This window comes from Streptomyces katrae, from assembly GCF_002028425.1.
Taxonomy (GTDB): Bacteria; Actinomycetota; Actinomycetes; order Streptomycetales; family Streptomycetaceae; genus Streptomyces; species Streptomyces katrae_A.
Genome location: NZ_CP020042.1, coordinates 7487142 through 7504851 on the forward strand (window position 1 = coordinate 7487142; position 17710 = coordinate 7504851).

Genomic DNA, 17710 nt, shown 5'->3' on the forward strand with positions numbered 1-17710 from the left:
ACTGTGTGCCCGGGGCCGCGCTGCAGCCTGTCGGCGTCCCGGGGCGCTGACGGCGCCCCGTACGGCCGTAACGGGAGCCCCCTGGCCGCCGTCTCAGAGGCAGGCGAAGAAGGCACCCATCCGGCGCCGTACCTCAGCGAGTGTCACGACCGGGTCGCCGGTACCGATGAGCCCGGCCCGTGCTGTTGCTGTCACCAAGCCGCCTGTATGGAGTTGTGCGACGAGCGAGCCGTAGTCCGTGAACGCCCAGTGGTTCGCCGCCGGGAGCAGCGCGCGGCGGCCGGAAAGGGACGCCCAGGACGATTCGATACGGGTGGCGCCGTCGAATCCGGCGGTGCGGAAAAGCAGCAGCGGGCGGGCGAAGGCGACCGGCGCCGGGTACAGGTCGAGATAGCCCTCCAGGTTGGCGACCGCGCCGACCCGGCGGTCCTCACGCGCCGCGTACACCGCCGCGGTGCCGCCTGCGGAATGGCCGTACAGCCCGATGCGGCTGGAGTCCATCACCCGGGCGAGCGGCAATTCACCGAGCCGGTCCAGAATCAAGCGGAGGTCAGCGATCCGGGTGTCCACCATCGTGCGGAAGGTCAATGGGTCCGGCGGCCCGAGCAGGACGGTCCGTCGTAGCCCGGTCGGCAGCTCCACCTGAGAAGCGTCACCGGGGTGGTCGACGAGCACGACCACCCGGCCGTGGCTCGCCAGGTCCTCGGCGAGGGTCGTGCCAAGCGTGCGGGAGTCACCGCCGCCCGGTGAGTACACCAGCACCGGCCGACGGCCGGGCAGAGGCGGCGCACCCACGTGTCCGTGGGTGAGGAGCGCACCCCAGTCCACGGCCCCCGGCCCGGGCAGGCCGGGATGAACGTGGGGCGCAAGGTCGGCGAATTCCCTGGCCTCGGCCGGAGTGAGCTGTGGCGCCCGGGACAACCCGTGCACCGATCGAGCCGGGTACAGGATCGTCAGCATCAACTCCCTTGCACCACCCACCCACGGGTCCGAACGGGCCGGATCCCTCAGATGGGCCACCTCCATGCCCACCGGGTACGGGCCGGTGGGCGCGGGCAGGCGCAGGACCAAGCCGCGACCGGAGGCGGACGCAGCCGTGGGCAGCATGGCGGCGGCACTGGCGAATAGGGTGCCTTTCAACAGAGTGCGTCGTGAAGTCATACGGACATCCTTGGTGCGGGGCCGTCACGACGCGAAGGTTCAGGCCGTGGCCGAAGGGCTGGCCCAGGGCGAGGAGCTGTGAGAGTGCTGCGAGTCCACTTCACTCCGGACGACCTCGCCCGTACCCGGTTCGCAGTCCGTCCAGCACCCCTCCAGGAGCTGCACGCCGCCCTTACCACAACCATGGAACGAAGCGGCGGCCCACTGTTCGCGCCGTGGCGCGGTCGCATCCTGCGCTCCCTCCCGGCCTCGAGCAGCCCGCTCGCCGACCTGGCTCCGGCAGGCCACCCGGCCTCGTTCCTCGACGTCCTCGGCGACACCGTCGCCGAAGGCTTCGGACGAATCCGCGCCACCAGCGCCGGTCTCGTCCGCTCCGAACTGGACCGGCTCTACGCGGCGATGCCCGCCCCGCGCTGGATCCGCGACCTGCACGCGGGGCGGGAGACGGCCTGGCACACCCTGCGCCGCGCCCAGCGGGCCGCATACGAGACGGTCCTCGCCCCCGTCTGGTCCGTTGTAGAGGACCTCCACCGCGAGGAATTCACCCGTTACGCCCTGACGATCGCCGAGCACGGCCTGGCCGCAACCCTGACCGGCCTCGCCCCGGGCAGCCGGATCCATGAGGGTGTGTGGGAATGGCCCGGCGCGGCGCCGGACCGCGACGTCCGCCTCGACGGGCGCGGCCTGGTTCTGCTGCCCACCTTCCACCACCCAGCCGGCCCACTTCTCCAGGACGCCCCCGGCCGTCCCGCGGTCCTGACCTACCCGGCCGGCCCCGGGCTCCCGCCCGGCGCGGGAGACCCGGCCGTCTTCGCCGAGGGCCTCGCCGCCGTCCTGGGGCGCACCCGGCTGGACGCCCTGCACCTCCTGGCCGAACCTCACACCACGACGTCCCTGGCCCGTGCTCTCCACGTCAGCAACGCGACGGCTTCGTCCCACGCGGCCGCCCTGAGATCGGCGGGCATGACGACGACAACCCGCACGGGCCGCTCGGTCACCCACCGGCGCACGGCCCTCGGATCGCTGGTGGCCGGCGCTCGGTCACCGTAGTGCCTAGGCGGCAGGATGACGCGGTGTCCGAACTCCCTCCATGAACTGTGGCTGCAGCCTCGCCTTCAACCCGGCAGCGCCCCCCGACGCCTCGGTCACGAGATGGGCCTCCTGGCGGTGCACGTCCGCCCACGCCTTCCCCGCCGACCCGCTCGTACGGTGCGCCTCGTCCACCACCACCAGGTCGAAAGCCTCCATCGGCAGCCCGTACTCCCCGCGGTGAGCTTCGGTGATCACGGGCAGGGAGGCGTAGGCGGCGTAGACGGTGACCGGCCCCCGGCCGTGCCACAGGCCCAGCTGCGGCGCGGACGTGGTGGAGCGCACCTGCCCCGCCCACAGCTCGGGGTTGTCCTCCAGGGAGCACACCGCCACCGCCGGCCCGGTGTGGCCCACCGCCTGCCACTCCCGCACCGTCTGGGTCAGCAGATCCAGGGTCGGCACCAGCACCAGCACCCGCCCGCCCCGTGCCAGCTTCAGCGCTGCCGCGGCGGCCATGAACGTCTTGCCGGTCCCGCGCGCCGCCACCACCGTGGCCCGCAGCCCTGCTTTCACGTGAGCTGTGTCCGGAACGAAAAGACCGCTGCGGGCATCAATCCGCCGTCATGCGGACGGAGGCAGTCCGACGTAACGTGAAACATGAGATCGACTGCCATGGGGAGTCCCTATGCACAGACTCGGGGTGGCCCTTCTGCGCGCGGCCATGCTCCGGATCGGGCAGAAGTCCAGTCCTGCCCTTCGCAGATTCATCGTCGTCATGAGCGTGCTGCATCTCGGCGTCTACCGGCGAACGGGTGGTCTGCTGGGACGACTGGGTCTGAAGCACGGCAAGATCGTGATCATCACGACGACGGGCCGTAGGACGGGCGAGCCGCGGACGGTTCCCCTCCTCGCTGTCGAGGACGGCGAAGACCTCGCAGTCATCGCTTCTCACGGGGGACTGGACCAGCCGCCGGGCTGGTGGCTGAACCTCGGAGAAAATCCCTTCGCGACGGTCGAGATCAGAGGTCGCACCTTCCCTGTCAGGGCCGAACGGGCCGACCAACGGAAACGTGCGGAACTGTGGCTCCGGTTCGTCAAGGCTTTCCCCGGGTACGAGGATTACCGGCAGCGCACAGCCCGAGAGCTTCCCATTGTGATTCTCCATCCCGTGCCCGGACCGGCCGTGACAGCACGTTGAGGGACCAGGCATGCGCGACCACAATGGAATCCAGCGCATTCTGGAGGCCCCGTTCGTCCCTCTGGGAAAGTGGCCGACGCCGATCTCGGCAATCTCCCGATCAAACGGGGTGGATGTCCTGGTCAAGCGTGACGACCTCTCCGGTCACGGCCGCGGAGGCGTCAAGACACGTAAGATCGAACATCTGGTCGGGCACATGCTGGAGAAGGGGTACGGCAGCCTCGTCACTCCGGTGGGCAACGTGACCAACCTCGTACACGACATCCTCCCGGTTCTTCGACGGTTCGACATCGCATGGGACATCGTCGTCGCTGACGTTCCGCCTCTTCCTCTCGGTGAGCGGCGGAGGATGTTCGGCGGCCTCGGAAGCAACGTGCGTCTGATCGGCCCGGGCCACATCGAGGCAGCCGGCGCGCTGGCCGGTGCCTATCACCGGAGCCGCAGAGCGGGACGACGGCCGTTCTTCGCCCCGCCGAGCCTCGCACATCCCGCAGCGGTGATCGCTGCTGCGCGCGGTTTCCTGGAAATGGTGGGTCAGGTCGAGGCCATGGGGGTGCCGCCGCTGCAGACGGTGTTCATCACGGCCGCGTCGGGCACGGCGTTCGCGGGTTTCGTGCTGGCGGAGAACCTCCTGCGCCAGCAAGGGCATCGTCCGATCCATGTCGTCGGCGTTCAGGTTTACCCGGGCCCAGCACGCCGGTGGATCCACGGACTCGTCCGGTGGACCGAGCACTACTTGTCCGTGTCCGACCGGGTGCCGAGTGGACGCATCGACCTGAGGACGACCAGGATCTACCGCGAATTCGGCCGCTACCCAACCGACCTGGTCGAGCTGTGCACATCCGTGAAGGACGAGACAGGGCTGAAGCTCGACCCGGTCTTCGGAGGTAAGACCTGGTCGATCATGGAGTCTTGTCTGGCCCAGGGGCGCAGCAATGGTTCCGTGTTGTATTGGCACTGCGGCTACACGCCGGACTGGGAGGTCGTGCCCGCGGCTCGTTGAGGTGGGCCGGCCCCACGTCGCTGAAGGTCTATCTCGAAGGGGATCTGCTCAGCTGCCTGTCAAGCAGCGCGTCGAAGACTCGTGTGGGCAGAGCGGTGGACAGGGCCACCCCCGCGCGTGCCTCCGCGCCCATGAGATAGACGGCCTTGGGATGTCGCGCATAGAGCGCATGATGAGCGGCACGGGCGACCACCGACGGCGAGATGCTCCGCCCCGCCGCGGCGGAAGCCACGTATCGCCGCATGTTCTCCAGTGTGCTGCCGTACAACTCCTTCGCTCTCATCGGCAATCGGTCCGTCAAGCCCTGCACAGAATGGTCTGCCTTGCCCCAGATCGGCGTCGCCACCGCTCCGGGCACGAGGACGGACACGCAGATGTTCCATGGCCGCAGCTCGCGTCGCATCGACTCCGCTATGCCGTTCAGTGCGTGCTTTGACGCTGCGTAGGGTCCGAAGCAGGGTGCGGCGACGTGTCCTGCGATAGAGCTCGTGAAGAGTACGCGTCCGTCCCCGTGATCGCGGATCAGGTCAAGAACCGCCTGAGTCACGGCCAGCTGGCCGAAGACGTTGACCTCGAACTGGTGTCGCATCTCGTCGATGGTCACGTATTCCAGGGGGCCGCCGGTCGCGGCGCCGGCATTGTTCACCACTCCGCGGAGGCGCTGCCGGCCCAGGAGCCGGCGGATCGAATCGGCCGCCTCCGTGATCTGGCTGCCACTGGTGACATCCAAGAGGATCTCGTGCACCGCACCGGGCAGTCCGGCGCCCTTCGGCGCGTCCCCGGCCCTGCGCACACCGGCGAATACGGTCACACTTCGCCCGGCGAGGTCCAGAGCGATTGCCCTGCCGATCCCGCTGGATGTACCGGTGACGAAGACTGCTTCGTCTCTGGTTTCTGCGAGGTGCCGGCCGAAAGGTGAATGACGCCTCACGCGGCGGCCTCCTCGACTGAGCGTGAACTAAGCATCGGAGCGAAACGGTTGCGAACAGTTACGTCACCATGATGAGTGAGAACCCACCCGTGCTCCCCTGTCTCCACCGGGGGCTCGTCGGCTCATCACCCGAACGCACCACTGTCGCGTCAGTAAGCCGGCGAGCCCTCATGCGGAATTCGGGTTAGACTGATGGGATGCTGGTGATAGCCCTTTCCGCCATGCTGGCGTTCTTCGCCATAGCTCAACTGCGGATACTGGTCATTCATGCATATTCCCAGATGAAGGGTGTCGGAGGGCAGGCCATCGAACTCTCCCGGCCGAGCAGTTGCTCCTGGCCGACGGTCGTGGTGCAACTCCCCATTTATCGAGAACATAAAGTTCTTTACCGACTGCTCGCGGCGGTAAAGAACCTCGACTATATGGACGGCCGACTCGCGGTGCAAGTTCTGGACGACTCCGAGGGGGAAGAGGCCGCGCTGGCCAAGGCCGTCGTCGACGCACATCGCGGAGGCTCCGTCCCGATCGAATACGTCCACAGGACAAGCCGCGAAGGGTACAAGTCGGGGGCGCTCAACCACGGTACGCGAACGGTCGATTGCGACCTCGTGGCGATTTTTGACGCGGACTTCACACCTGATCGTGACTTCCTCATCAAAACCGTGCCCCTGTTCGAGGATGCCCGCGTCGCTGCAGTCCATACGCGGTGGCGACACCGCAACGGCCTTTCGTCCACTCTGACGCTGTTCCAAGCGGCGGTCATCGACAGCCTCTTCTGCTTTTCGAGCGGGATCCGCCAGGCCAGGGGGGAGCCCACCATATATCTGGGGACCAGTGGGGTCTGGCGGAAGCGCACGATCGAAGAACTCGGCGGGTGGCACGAAGCACCGTTCACCGACGACGGCATCGACCTCAGCTTCCGTGCCCAGCTCGCGGGATGGTCGGTCGTCTTCGTCAACGAGGCATTGGCCAGCAGCGACCTTCCCGACACCTACCTCAGCTACAAAAGCCAGCAACGCCGCTGGGCGCGCGCGGCATTCCGGCTCTTCCTCGATTACGGGAAGAAGGCGCTCAGTCCGCCACAGGGCAAGAGGCGTCGATTTCTTGAGCTTTCTTCCTTGCACCTGGTTCTGGGTACACCGGCACTCGTCCTGACCGGACTGCTCTCCAGTGCATATGTCGTTTTCGGGCTCCCACGCACTCCGTACTGGGTGATCACCCAAGTCGGTCTCAGCGCGTTTCTCGTACTGTTCCCGCCGTTGCAGGAATGCGCGCTCTCTCAGAGAATTCTGTACGACGACTGGGCGCGGCGGTGTCTGCGTCTGCCCCTGTCGTTGCCGCTCGCCATAGGCGTATCGGTCTCCATCCTGGCCGGCTTCCGGGACACGATCAAGCGAGACGAGCCGGAGTTCGTGAGAACCCCCAAGGAAGGGTCGTCGGGCATTATCCGGAAGAGCGAAGTGAAGTGGGTCAAAACCGCCTCGCGGATCGCGTGGTGTGAACTGGGCCTGGGTGTCGTGTTTCTCTCGTCCGGGCTGCTGTCCGTCGTGCGCGGGTACGCCGAGTCGTGTTTCCTGCTCCTGTCCCTGGCAGGGGCTTTCCTGGTCGCGAGTGCGAGGAGCGGATCGGAGATCCGACGAGCCGGTCACCGGCCGGCTACCCCGGCCTCCGCAGGCACATCAGATTGACCCGCCCGTTTCCCTGGCGACGGATCTCCCGCCGGATGGCGTCGCGGTCCTGGGGGTATGTCACCGGTCGAGGAGGGGGCCCCGCCAGGGAGACGTCGTCGAATCCGCATGCGGCCAGGGCCGCCCAGAACGAGTCGATCGACTCACCTGCAGCGGCCAGCGTCCGCTCGTTGAGCTCGATGATCAGAACCAGACCGGGATTTCGACGGCTCAGCTCCCGCATACCGGCCAACGCCGCGACCTCGTGGCCTTCAATGTCGATCTTGACCAGATCCACTCGGGGCCACAGACTCCGTTCGGCCCATGCGTCCAAGGTGGTGCACGCAACGGTCTCCCTCGGCCCCGCACCGTCGCCGGCCGCCGCAGCCCGGTGGATGCTGGACAGCATGCTGTCGGGCGTGCCCGCGAACAGCGTCACTGCACCGACCGAATCTCCCACGGCACTCGGCACCACGTGGATCTCGCCGCAGACGTCGTTCTCCGCCACGTTTCTCCGCAGGATGGGGAGCAGTGCCGACGACGGCTCGAAGGCCCAGACCCTGCTCGCCGCTCCGCCGAGGCGCGCGCACAGCAGCGTGAAGTAGCCCAGGTGCGCACCGACGTCCACGACCGACATGTCCGGCCTGACGAGCTGCCGGATGAGTGCCGCGACATCGCGGTCGTGCATGCCCATCGCCAGCATCTGGAGGTGATACGAGGGGCGCCCTTCGTGGTAGAGCCGAAAGCCGTCGACCTCGACGGGGATCCCCGGATCCGTCAGAAGCGAGTGGGGGAACAGCCACCGATGCAGGGGTGCGCCGAGCTCGGCAAGGAGTGGTGCAAGGGGACCAGAACGGTCGAACCCCCAGGCTCCGGCTCGATGAACAGCGCGTGCGCCGCGCAGAGTGAATGCACGCAGCGGTGATGCGGGACGTGGCACGAGCGGACCTACCGAATCACGAGGGCAATAGCAAGGGGGGCGAGGACGATGTTCACCCCGTGTGTCGCCATGCAGAGGTACAGAGAGCCCGTCCGTGCGTGCACCCAGCACCAGATCATGCTCACGCCGAAAGCCCATACGAAGTATGCTGCGCCGGCCACATACGGGTATGCAGGCAAAAGGTAGACCAGTTGGGCCGAGTGGCGGAGTCCGAACAGGGTGGACGTGACGACCGAAGCGATCGGCAGCGAGTAGCGCCCCAACAGCGAGCCATGGAGCAATCCCCGGTAGAAGAGTTCCTCCCCGAACATGGGCCACAGTCCCAGGAAGACGTACACGATGATCAGCGCGATCCAGCTTCCATAACGCGCGGCGTACAGATCCGCGAACTTCCCATAGGTCGCGAGCAGGTTCCATGCGGGATCCCGCGTCTTGCCGAGGACGGCCATAGCGAGGCTGTAGAGAAGGATGAAGCCGCCGATGAACGCGATGGCGGCAGCGAACGGTCGGCCCTGCTTCGGAAGATGCGCCCGAATCTCAGGCCAGGGTCGACCGGTGGGGCGAACCCCCAACCAAAGCGGGATGACAATGGCGAGGCACGCGTGAAAGACAGGAAACGGCGCGTAGGGCCAGCCTTGCCATGACTCCGGAAGGGCGACCGCGGTGACCAGTACACCGATGCAGAGAACGGTGAGCGGGTGGAGTCCGCCGACGGGTGCGGTGGGGTCGGCGGCTTGCGCGTCGGGAACCGCGGGTCTCCTTACGTTCGCCATGGTCTCATCAGCTACTCCACGCTGGAGATGAAGCGGCGAACGGTCTCGTTGACGAATGAGTCGTCCACGTAGGTGATGAAGTGCTCACCACCTGGCTTGATGACCGCTGCACCCGCGTGGGGAAGCAGCGCGGCCATGCGGCGGGCCTGGGCGACCGAGACGATGTGGTCGTTGTCGCCGGAGATGACCAGGCTCGGCACGTGAACCTCCCCCGGCGTCGGGCGATGCTCGGTCAGGTTGGGAAGAATGCTGTGCTTGAACAGCGCCGTCAACCGAAGGACGACCAGCGCCTCCTGGACGATCCACTCCGGTTTGATCTGGGTCCCTCCGACGAAGCGCCCAAGGAGCGTCGCACACACACGTGATGACACCACTCGCTCGAGGGGAAGGTGTTCCAGCATCTTCAGCCAGAAGCCGTAGGGCTGCGGGAACCGGTAACGATCGGCCAGCCCGACGAAGACCACCGAGCGACACAACTCGGGGTGATGCTTGGCCAGATAATAGGCTGCCGCACCCGTGTCGCCCCACACGACGAAGTGCGCGCGGCTGATACCGAGGGCGGAAAGCAGGCAGCGGACCTCGTGGGCCCTGTCCTTGATGCCGACCCGCGTGGTCGTGCTGAGCAGCGGTTCATAGAGCACGACGCGGTGGTCGCGCTGGAACTCTGCGATTTGAGGTGCGTAGACGAAGTTCAGTTCGGTGACCATGGGCAGGAGTACAACGGCGTCCCCCTCTCCGCAGTCGAGTATGCGGAGTGTTCTGCCGTCGGGAAGCGTGACAGGACGCATGGCCGCCGCGATCGCTCTTTGGTCCTCGGTCATCCTCGTGCGAAGCGAGTCCGAGACGGGAGGTCGCACCCATGTGCGCGCGTCAGTCATCGCACCCCGCCTCACCGGGCAGGAGCTCGATTGCCACTGCGCCGCAGGAGAACCCGAGGCCGAAGGCGAGAAGCAACAGCCTTTGCCCTGGACGGAGCAGACCCTCGTCTCTGGCCAGGGAGAGATTCACCAACAGGCTGGCCGGGCCCATGTTCCCCAGGCGGCTGGCAGGCATCGGGAAAATCTCCGGCCGGAAGCCCAGGGCCTCGATGAGAACGTTCAGCATGCGAACGTTCGGCTGATGGGAGATGACGAGGTGGACGTCGTCGTGGCACCACCCGGCTTCTTCGAGTACACGGGAAACCAGGGGAGGGATGACGCTCAGCCCCGTATGAACCAGGCCAGAGCCGTCCATGTCGTAGAAACCCGCTTGCACGCTGACCCCTTCGGGGCCGGCGTTGTAGCCCAGTACCGGGATGCTCCCGAGGGCCGCATGGTCGGCGTGAGTCACCCACTGAAGGCTCATGACCTTCGCCGACATGCCCTGTGACGTGGTGTGCCGCTCGACCACGACCGCGCCCGCACCAGCGCCGAAGAGCCCGACCGTGCCCCTGTCCTTCGAGCTGATGATCGGCAGGAAATCCACACTCGACGAGATGACGGCCCGACTGCAGCGATTGCTCGACAACATGAGCACAGCCATCTCGAACATGGCCACAGGTTCAGCGCAGACTCCGTCGACGGAGAGCACGCGCAGACCCTTGAGCCCCAGCGCATTCGCCAAGATGACCCCGGACGGCGGGGTGAAGGCCGTCAGGCCGTTCTGGATGTGAAGGAGAACTGTTTCGGGGCCCAACATGTCAGGTTTCAGCCCACTCGACTGGAGAGCCGACTCGACAGCGGACACCGCCAGCGTGAGTACGTCCTCTCCTTCCCCGCAAACCCGTCGTTCATCAATCCCTGTGCGCTTCGTGAACCAATCCGTGGACAGCCCCATCGAAACAGCCAGGCCGGTGTTCGAGACAATCCTGGAGCCGACGGCATGACCGGTGCCTGAAATGCTGAACTGCTCGAGCACGACCTCACTCCTTCGGGTGAAAGTTGGTCCGGCATCCGGCCAGAAGGAGCGAGCTGCATCTGACCTGTGAAGGTGTGGCTGGCCCAAGGTTACGTCCGGTGCAATTGATCCGCGACTCGCTGCTGGTCAATTCGGTAGATGTAGAAGCTGCTGTACGTAAAGGACCGGTCCTGCGCGAAGAGCCGGTGGGCGAGATCGTCCTCGCTGACCACCGCGCTTCGGAGCTCCGGAGGGACAGGAAGTGAGCGTACGGCGGAACGGTAGATGAAGCGGCCGCCTGGCGTACCGGCCCTGAGCACGCTGCGCACCGTCGTATGGAGAGAATCCCGGCTCATCCAGTCGAATATGTCCAGAAGGCTGTACTTGTCGACCGACGACTCGGGCAATGAATCGAGGTGCTCGGTGAGCCAGGCTGTGACGTTGACTACGCGATCGGCCGTTTGCTTCAGGGTGTCGAAGTTCCGTTCGAGGAGGTAGGGAGGAACGTTCTCCGCGTCCAGGTAGGCGCCCAAAAATGCCTGGGCGATGAAATAGTTGTCACGTATCGGGACGGTGGTCAGCACATATTCCACGCGATCGCGTATGTATCGCCCTATGCCTTGACGGTCTTGAATCAGGTCGTACTGGGAGGGGTGCATGCCGGCGAAGGCAAGCACCCATCGGGAGCCGAGGATTTCGAGTACCGAATCGCGAAACAATCGCGGGTGGATCTCGCGGTAGTAGAAATCGCGCTGGTCATCGATGTCGTCAACCTCGAAGAACTGGCGCATCCGTCGCTCTCCGAGTTGCCATCGCATATAGCGGCGAATCCACTTCAAGAAGAACCCCAGCTTGCCCTGGGCAAGTATCCCGCGTTCCAGTATCCGAGTGTTACTGTCCCAGTAATTTCGTGCGTCATCAGGCAACTTGGCTCGCAGCGCTCGCCGGTAGATGTCCACCGCCTCTGTGCCGCCACAGGACGTGAGGAGAAAGCGGAAGTCGGCATGGTCAAGGTGTCGGATGCCTGCCAGCTTGAGGTCGAGCAGGTACGTCTGAGCGGGATTGGGGTCGACGCAGATGAGCCGGCGGGGCCGCAGGCAGAGGAGGTTCAGGCAGTTGCAGCCACCCGAGGTGATGGACAGCACGGTGTCCTGGTCCGCCGATATGCGGAGCGCCTCACGATCGAGAAGCGGATCCTCCCAGGACTGGTTGAATACCAATCCGCGGAAGTAGGTGCGTTCTATCAGTCGATTGAGCGTGCTCTTCATCACGCGAGCCCCATCGCCGACCTGGTCCTGTGGAGATGGGGCAATAGCAACCATTGCCCCTACCTTGTCACCAAATGCTACTCCGAGTGACTCTTGTTCGCTCCTTGACGCGGCGGCCGCCACCCTGCCGCCTTGCTTCCGGGCGTCCTGGACGCACCGGGCCCGGGGTCTCCTGGCTGACGGCACCCCCGGCATGGCGGACGTCGAGTGGGCCGAGCTGAGAGAGGTCCCCGGGACGCCGCCGACTGGATCCGAGGGGGATCGGAGTCAAAGCAGAAGTGAACACTTTCCCGGAGTGCTTCAACGCGCACCGCTGGGTCGGCCAAGCCGGCATTCGTCACTGATCGTGGCTGGCCAGGTACGTAGTGTCCGCATATGCCTGCCTTCAGTAGGGCAGGGGCTATTGTGTCGTAATACCGTCTCGTCATGCCGGCTCTGTATCAGTGGAGTGGATCATGCCTACCAGCAGTTCCTCGCAGCCCCAGCGGGAGACAGCAGGGACCGAAGCCGGCGCCCGAGCTCTGAGCAAGAGCCATCTGGCCGCATTGCTGGCAGCGGCTGGTCTCACCTATGCATTGGACCTGGGCAGCAAGTTCCTGGCCGTCTCGCGGGTGGAGAACCACGAGCCCGTCGGCGTTGTCGGCCGCGTGCTCACTCTCCAGGTGATACGCAACTCGGGCGCGGCGTTCAGTATGGGCCAGGCGGTCACTGCTGTGTTCACGGCGATCGCGTTCGCGGTTGTCGTAGTCATCGTGCGTGCCTCACGCAAGCTCCACAGCCTCCCGTGGGCTCTCGCCCTGGGCCTGCTGTCGGGGGGTGCGCTCGGCAATCTGACTGACCGGATCTTCCGGGCACCAGGGGTCTTCCGAGGGCACGTCGTCGACTTCATCTCTGTTCAGCACTTCGCCGTCTTCAATCTCGCCGACTCGGCGATTGTCTGCGGGGGAGCCCTGATGATCCTCCTTTCGTTCTTGGGCGTTTCCCTGGACGGAACGGCCCCGCACGACCGCCGGGACAGCGGCATCGTCGTCCCGGGGTGACACGCATCCCCACCGCGTAGCCGTCTTGCCTTGATCGACGGATTCAAGGCCCGGCGAGCGGTGAGTTGGCCGCACAGGCCCTGCGGGAATCGTGTGAGGAACGCGCCCCAGGTGATGCGTCCAGGCTGCGGGTCACGGGCGAAAGTGCCCGCCGCCATCCTGGGGGCGGGCAGGGCTCGACGGGGGAGTCGAGCGGTGTCCATGCCTCGCCCTCTGCCGGCGGGTGGACCTCGCGCACTGGCGTGGACAGCCGGGCGCTGCACACGGCGCAAGAGAAGACCTCGGCACCGGTAACCTGCATGTCATCTCCCGTACTCCTGTGAGCCTGAGGCTGCGTCCGGAGCGGTGCCGATGGCGCCTGCCGAGCGAAGCGAACGCCCGAGGTCTCCGGTGAGGATGCGGGGGTGTCGCCGCCACCACCATAGGGCGGGGCCGGGGAGCCCGTGCAACTGGTCGAGTGCTATGCCGTCGTCGTCGAGGGTCGCGGCCTTGTACCGGTCGTCCAGAGCTGAACGATGTGGTCGTCCAGCAGGAGCCACGCCTCGTGCAGCCAGTTTCGGCAGTAGAGGTCGTTGGAGTACTCGTGGATGTCGTCGCCGTAGCCGCGTTCGATGGCGCTCACCAGGGCGGCCCAGCCGCTCACCCTTTCAGCGAGCGTGAATGCCGTCCGCCAGCCGCGCTGGTGCAACAGCTCTCCGACGTCGGATTCCGTAGCCACGGGTGGAAGTTCTCACGCCGACTCTGTCCGGGCGACTGAGATGTGTTGTGAATGGGTGGTGTGGTGGCAGCGGTTGGTTGTCAGCGGGTGACCGTGTTCGCGTACGACGGTTGCTGACTGCTCTGGGCGGCTGCATGGGCTGGAGCTGGGGTGGACGTCTGTTACGGCTGCTCGGTTTCTGATGACGTTGAGGGCAGGTTGTGCCATGGGTGTCCGCAGGCGTTCTTGCAGTGCGTCTGTCTGCGGCGGGTGTCGGCGACGGCGAACACGGAGACGAGGACGCGGAACGCTTTGACGTATTCGTCGGCGGGGAGGCCTGAGAATCCGTAGCGGGGTGGGTCCATGCAGATCATCACTGAGGGGTTCGCGGTGGGTTTCACCCCGGACCGGGCCACGCCGGCGCGGCCGTCCGCGGCGGTGATGTGTGCCTGCATCGCGTAGCCGCTGACCTGCTGTAGTACCTCCCGTTGGCCTGCCGGGGAGAGACCGGAGAACCAGGCAACCCCGTCGGCCAAGGTTCGGAGCTCCTGGGCGATCTCGTTGACGACCAGCTCGGTCTGGGAGCGGCCGTCCGTACTACTCGTCGCGGTCATCTCGTGATCATTCCATGGTCTCGGTTCAGGGCGAGGTGGCGGTCTGCAGTGGCTGTCATCAGGTGACCAGGCTGCTGCCATGGGCTGCTGGCTTCGTTCACTTCTAGGAACAGCGTTTGTCGATGAGTTCCGTCAGCAGTGGGCGATCAAGAGGGCCGCGGATGTTCATGAGTTTTGGTTCTGGCTCAACTTTTGTGGTGCGTCAACGCTCCGTGATTGTTGATCTTGGTCGTGTCTCTCGCAAGATCGTCCTGAAACGACTTGGGGCTGCCGTGCCGTGCCCGAGAGTTCGGAGCCGTGAACGAAGTGCTGCTCCGGCTGGGAGAGCTCCTGTTCTTGTCGGACCCTGAAGTCGCGGTCATGTCAGCTGAGGACGACGGCGAGGCGATCTGGATCGGCGTCACGCGCAAGTCTGCCGGTGCTGAGTGTCCGGGCTGCGGAAGATGGTCGAACCGGATTCATGGGTCCTACCTGCGGTTTCCTGCCGATCTGCCCAGCGCCGGGAGGCGTGTAGTGCTTCGCCTGCAGGTCCGCCGGTTCACTTGCACGGATACCTCCTGCCGACGGCAGACCTTCGTTGAACAGATCCCCGGACTGACCAGACGTTACGGTCAGCGGACCGAGCGGCTGCGTTCAGCCTTGGCCGAGGTGGGCCTCGCATTGGCCGGCCGGGCCGGCGCCCGACTTGCGGACATCTTCGGTATCTCCGTCAGCCGCAGCACGGTACTTCGGCTGGTCGAGGCGATGCCTGAACCTCAAACGTCGGCCCCGCGGGTGGTGGGCATCGACGAGTACGCGATGCGCAAGGGCCGTGTCTACGGGACTGTGCTGGTTGATGTCGAAACCCGCAGACCGGTGGATCTGCTGCCCGACCGCGAGGCAGCCACCGTCGCCGCCTGGCTTGCTGAGTGTCCCCGCAATTGAGGTGGTATGCCGCGACCGAGCCCCCTTCTTCGCCGAAGGCGCCAGCACCGGGGCACCCACTGCGGTGCAGGTCGCAGACCGCTTTCATCTCTGGCGCAACCTCGGCGAGGCCGCCGAGCGATGCGTGTCGCGCCATCGGTCCTGTCTGAGAGCGCCATTCGCGGCGCCCGGCTCCGAGAGCGTCACCACGCCACCGGCGGCAGAAACTGGCGTGTCGCCCTGGCCCACTGGGCACCGGTTCGCCGACCGAACCCGCGAGAAACACGCGATCGTCCAGGGAATGCTCGGCGAGGGACACAGTCGTCGCGCGGTCGCCCGCGAACTCCGGATGACCTACCGAACCGTGCAGCGTCTGGCCGACGCGGCAACCCCGGAAGACCTCTTCCAAGGGCAGTGGCAAAACCGCAGGACGAAGCTCGACGACTTCAAGCCGTACTTGCACGAGCGGTGGGCCGAGGGCTGCACGAACGCCTGGACCCTCTGGAAGGAGATCCAGACACACGGATACTCAGGTGGATACGGTGCCGTCCGCGCCTACCTTCGTCCCTTCCGGGACGCCCATGCCACGTACTCGACCGCCATCTCCCCGAACTGTTGCCGGTTGGATCCTGACCCACCCCGACGCACTCGCGGAGAACGAGCGACTGAAGCTCAAGTCCGTGCTCACCCACTGCCCCGAACTGGACGCCCTCGCCGGTCACGTCCGATCCTTCGGGCAGATGCTCACCCAGCTCCGGGGAGAACGGCTCCCCGAATGGATCAAGGCCGTCCGAGCCGACGACCTGCCCAGCCTCCACACCTTCGCCAACGGCCTCGAACGCGACCTCGCAGCCGTCACTGCCGGCCTGACCCTGCCCTGGAGCTCAGGCGTCGTCGAGGGCCACGTCAACCGCATCAAAATGATCAAGCGGCAGATGTACGGACGCGCCGGCTTCAAGCTTCTGCGCAAGCGAGTACTGCTCGCCTCATGACCGCAATGTCAGTGGCCGATGCGAGGATCCCCGGACGACGACGCGAGGAGATCACATGGGCACCTGGGACATCGGCCACTTCGACAACGACACCGCTGCGGATTTCGCTTACACCCTGGACGAGACAGCCATGGACCAGCGAGAGAACCTCATCCGAACCACCTGACCCGGACCGTCCAGACCCAGGACTACCTCGACAGCTCGGATGCGGTGGAGGCCGTCGCAGCCGCCGCTCTCGTTGCAGCCCAGTGCCCAGACGGCGAACCGATCACCACAAGCTATGGGCCCAACGAAGCCCTGCCTGTCCTCGCCAGTGACCTCCGAACCCTTGCCGTCGAAGCCCTCGACCGGGTCCTTGCAGGGGAATCCGAGCTCGCCGAACTCTGGGACGAGACCCCAGAGGGCCCGCTATGGCGACAGATCGTCGGCCAGCTTCGAGCAACCCTCCATTCACAGCCTGAGCTTCAAGAAACACCTGCCGCTCGGGGATCTAACCTACTGACTCAGCGTGACCAGACCACAGAAGTTGAGCCAGAACCTGAGTTTCGAGAACACCTCGGTGCTTGCTTCGGGACCATGGTTGTGCTCTCCACGACGAGGGGCCTGGGTGCTGCCGAAGTCCAAGGTCGATCTGTACGCGGCGATCCGCCGTGACGCCAAGGGCGGCATGTCGTTGCGGGCGCTCATGCGGAAGTACGGCGTTGGCTAGGCCCTGATCTCGGCGTTGCCGGAACCGCGGAAGAAGATGGAGCCGCGGGAGACACGACTGGACCCTACAAGCCGGTGATCGACGGCATCCTCACGGCCGATCTGACCGCACCGCGCAAGCAGCGACACACCGTCAAGGGGATCTTCGACCGGCTGCTGGACGAGTACGGCGCCGATGTCTCCTACCAGATGGTCCGCGGATCGGTCGCTGCCCGCCGCGAGGAGATCCGGCTGGAGGCCGGCAAGAGTGTGGTCGACGCGTCCCGCAGACCCACGGGCCCGGCGCCGAGGCCGAGGTCGGCTTCGGGGAGTCACGGTGAAGCTGGCCGGCGAGCTGGTGACCTGCTACCTGTTCGCGTTCCGGATGTCGTACTCGGACAAGGCCGTCCACCGCGTCTTCGCCTCGGCGGGGCAGGAGGCGTGTCGGCACCATGACCGTCAGAGGTGCGGTCGGCCCAGCCAGCAGGACGGGACGCACACGGCGACATCTGAGGTTCCGGCCTCACTGCCAGGGTTTGAACAGCCATTTCGGAGTGGCCGCGGTGCAGGCCTGGTAGTCGACGGGGGTGCCGTTGCGGGGAGTTTTCCCGGCCAGCCCGACACAGTGCTGTTGGCTGATTTCGTACCGGTCTCCACGACCGGTCAGCGTCCAGTCCACGTAATTCTCATACGAACAGTCCGCCTGCACGATGTCGGTGTCCAGCTCGAAATTGTCCCCCGCCAGCGCGAGGCACTTGTCGCTGTGCTGGGCCTGGAGCCTGCGGAAGAGGACGTGGTCGGTACCGCGCTGACCGGCTGGCCGGTCGTCCAGCTCCCCGGCCACTGTGTCGCCTCCGACCGTGAGCCGCCATCGCTGGTCCGTGATCCCCAGGCAGTCCCACAGGACCACATCCGCGCCGAAGCGCTGGGAG

Annotated in this window: 18 protein-coding genes and 2 pseudogenes; 9 read left to right on the forward strand and 11 right to left on the reverse strand. The window is 65.9% G+C overall.

The window, feature by feature from the left end:
* Window positions 1-93 precede the first annotated feature (93 nt).
* Window positions 94-1161 (reverse strand): alpha/beta hydrolase family protein, encoded by a 1068-nt coding sequence (locus tag B4U46_RS34230; protein ID WP_079431441.1) that lies wholly within the window; start codon window positions 1159-1161, stop codon window positions 94-96.
* An 84-nt stretch (window positions 1162-1245) separates the two neighbouring features.
* Here B4U46_RS34230 and B4U46_RS34235 point away from each other — a divergent pair, with 84 nt between their 5' ends.
* Entirely contained in the window at window positions 1246-2211 is a 966-nt protein-coding gene (locus B4U46_RS34235; protein ID WP_079431442.1) for an ArsR/SmtB family transcription factor, read from the forward strand.
* Between the two features lie 3 nt (window positions 2212-2214).
* Here B4U46_RS34235 and B4U46_RS34240 read toward each other — a convergent pair whose 3' ends face one another.
* Window positions 2215-2763 (reverse strand): DEAD/DEAH box helicase family protein, encoded by a 549-nt coding sequence (locus B4U46_RS34240; RefSeq protein ID WP_398907819.1) that lies wholly within the window; start codon window positions 2761-2763, stop codon window positions 2215-2217.
* A gap of 112 nt (window positions 2764-2875) precedes the next feature.
* Between B4U46_RS34240 and B4U46_RS34245 the strand changes: the two genes are divergently transcribed.
* Both B4U46_RS34245 and B4U46_RS34250 read left to right on the forward strand, forming a co-directional pair.
* Window positions 2876-3388 carry a nitroreductase/quinone reductase family protein gene (locus B4U46_RS34245; protein WP_079431444.1) on the forward strand — a complete coding sequence of 171 codons (513 nt, stop codon included), beginning with the start codon at window positions 2876-2878 and terminating at the stop codon, window positions 3386-3388.
* A 10-nt stretch (window positions 3389-3398) separates the two neighbouring features.
* On the forward strand, window positions 3399-4391 hold the full coding sequence (locus B4U46_RS34250; RefSeq protein ID WP_079431445.1) for a pyridoxal-phosphate dependent enzyme: 993 nt from the start codon (window positions 3399-3401) through the stop codon (window positions 4389-4391).
* Window positions 4392-4419: 28 nt separating this feature from the next.
* Here the strand turns inward: B4U46_RS34250 and B4U46_RS34255 are convergent, their stop codons facing one another.
* Window positions 4420-5322: an SDR family NAD(P)-dependent oxidoreductase gene (locus B4U46_RS34255; protein WP_079431446.1), complete on the reverse strand. Its 903-nt coding sequence runs from the start codon at window positions 5320-5322 to the stop codon at window positions 4420-4422.
* A gap of 197 nt (window positions 5323-5519) precedes the next feature.
* On the opposite strand from B4U46_RS34255, the gene B4U46_RS34260 reads away from it, so the two are divergent.
* Entirely contained in the window at window positions 5520-7010 is a 1491-nt protein-coding gene (locus tag B4U46_RS34260; protein WP_079431447.1) for a glycosyltransferase, read from the forward strand.
* On the opposite strand, the gene B4U46_RS34265 is transcribed toward B4U46_RS34260, so the two are convergent.
* The 5 genes from B4U46_RS34265 to B4U46_RS34285 form a co-directional block, all read right to left on the reverse strand.
* Entirely contained in the window at window positions 6979-7692 is a 714-nt protein-coding gene (locus B4U46_RS34265) for an FkbM family methyltransferase (RefSeq protein ID WP_159036835.1), read from the reverse strand. The genes B4U46_RS34260 and B4U46_RS34265 overlap by 32 nt on opposite strands.
* Before the next feature lie 245 nt (window positions 7693-7937).
* Window positions 7938-8702: a CPBP family intramembrane glutamic endopeptidase gene (locus tag B4U46_RS34270; RefSeq protein ID WP_079431449.1), complete on the reverse strand. Its 765-nt coding sequence runs from the start codon at window positions 8700-8702 to the stop codon at window positions 7938-7940.
* An 11-nt stretch (window positions 8703-8713) separates the two neighbouring features.
* Window positions 8714-9409 carry an alpha/beta fold hydrolase gene (locus tag B4U46_RS34275; protein ID WP_123995168.1) on the reverse strand — a complete coding sequence of 232 codons (696 nt, stop codon included), beginning with the start codon at window positions 9407-9409 and terminating at the stop codon, window positions 8714-8716.
* 163 nt (window positions 9410-9572) lie between these two features.
* Window positions 9573-10598 (reverse strand): 3-oxoacyl-ACP synthase III family protein, encoded by a 1026-nt coding sequence (locus B4U46_RS34280; protein WP_079431451.1) that lies wholly within the window; start codon window positions 10596-10598, stop codon window positions 9573-9575.
* An 89-nt stretch (window positions 10599-10687) separates the two neighbouring features.
* On the reverse strand, window positions 10688-11845 hold the full coding sequence (locus B4U46_RS34285) for a DUF3419 family protein (protein ID WP_159402147.1): 1158 nt from the start codon (window positions 11843-11845) through the stop codon (window positions 10688-10690).
* Between the two features lie 455 nt (window positions 11846-12300).
* Between B4U46_RS34285 and lspA the strand changes: the two genes are divergently transcribed.
* Entirely contained in the window at window positions 12301-12885 is a 585-nt protein-coding gene (lspA, locus tag B4U46_RS34290) for a signal peptidase II (RefSeq protein WP_079431453.1), read from the forward strand.
* A gap of 460 nt (window positions 12886-13345) precedes the next feature.
* Here the strand turns inward: lspA and B4U46_RS39660 are convergent, their stop codons facing one another.
* A complete protein-coding gene (locus tag B4U46_RS39660) occupies window positions 13346-13603 on the reverse strand; it encodes a hypothetical protein (RefSeq protein ID WP_237293247.1) in 258 nt (85 codons plus the stop codon).
* Between the two features lie 161 nt (window positions 13604-13764).
* Complete coding sequence (locus B4U46_RS34300) at window positions 13765-14196, reverse strand: DUF5958 family protein (RefSeq protein ID WP_079431454.1); 432 nt, start codon at window positions 14194-14196, stop codon at window positions 13765-13767.
* A 297-nt stretch (window positions 14197-14493) separates the two neighbouring features.
* Between B4U46_RS34300 and B4U46_RS40755 the strand changes: the two are divergent.
* The 4 genes and pseudogenes from B4U46_RS40755 to B4U46_RS37775 all read left to right on the forward strand — a co-directional run bounded on the left by B4U46_RS40755 (window position 14494) and on the right by B4U46_RS37775 (window position 17234).
* A pseudogene (locus B4U46_RS40755) lies at window positions 14494-16091 on the forward strand (ISL3 family transposase).
* A gap of 55 nt (window positions 16092-16146) precedes the next feature.
* Window positions 16147-16451: pseudogene (locus B4U46_RS40760) on the forward strand (DUF4259 domain-containing protein); the annotation flags it as partial.
* 166 nt (window positions 16452-16617) lie between these two features.
* Window positions 16618-16800, forward strand: coding sequence for a hypothetical protein (locus tag B4U46_RS39665; protein WP_123996024.1), 183 nt, complete (start codon window positions 16618-16620; stop codon window positions 16798-16800).
* A 74-nt stretch (window positions 16801-16874) separates the two neighbouring features.
* Window positions 16875-17234 carry a hypothetical protein gene (locus B4U46_RS37775; RefSeq protein ID WP_123996025.1) on the forward strand — a complete coding sequence of 120 codons (360 nt, stop codon included), beginning with the start codon at window positions 16875-16877 and terminating at the stop codon, window positions 17232-17234.
* 67 nt (window positions 17235-17301) lie between these two features.
* Here the strand turns inward: B4U46_RS37775 and B4U46_RS34315 are convergent.
* Window positions 17302-17710, reverse strand: a 409-nt coding sequence (locus B4U46_RS34315) for a hypothetical protein (protein ID WP_159402148.1), incomplete at its 5' end; no start/stop codon positions are given.

Coding starts and splice junctions, on each gene's coding strand:
- B4U46_RS34230 (WP_079431441.1), bottom strand. CDS start 1,161: ATGACTTCACGACGCACTCTGTTGAAAGGCACCCTATTCGCCAGTGCC.
- B4U46_RS34245 (WP_079431444.1), top strand. CDS start 2,876: ATGCACAGACTCGGGGTGGCCCTTCTGCGCGCGGCCATGCTCCGGATC.
- B4U46_RS34250 (WP_079431445.1), top strand. CDS start 3,399: ATGCGCGACCACAATGGAATCCAGCGCATTCTGGAGGCCCCGTTCGTC.
- B4U46_RS34260 (WP_079431447.1), top strand. CDS start 5,520: ATGCTGGTGATAGCCCTTTCCGCCATGCTGGCGTTCTTCGCCATAGCT.
- B4U46_RS34265 (WP_159036835.1), bottom strand. CDS start 7,692: ATGCTGGCGATGGGCATGCACGACCGCGATGTCGCGGCACTCATCCGG.
- B4U46_RS34270 (WP_079431449.1), bottom strand. CDS start 8,702: ATGGCGAACGTAAGGAGACCCGCGGTTCCCGACGCGCAAGCCGCCGAC.
- B4U46_RS34275 (WP_123995168.1), bottom strand. CDS start 9,409: ATGGTCACCGAACTGAACTTCGTCTACGCACCTCAAATCGCAGAGTTC.
- B4U46_RS34285 (WP_159402147.1), bottom strand. CDS start 11,845: ATGAAGAGCACGCTCAATCGACTGATAGAACGCACCTACTTCCGCGGA.
- lspA (WP_079431453.1), top strand. CDS start 12,301: ATGCCTACCAGCAGTTCCTCGCAGCCCCAGCGGGAGACAGCAGGGACC.
- B4U46_RS34300 (WP_079431454.1), bottom strand. CDS start 14,196: ATGACCGCGACGAGTAGTACGGACGGCCGCTCCCAGACCGAGCTGGTC.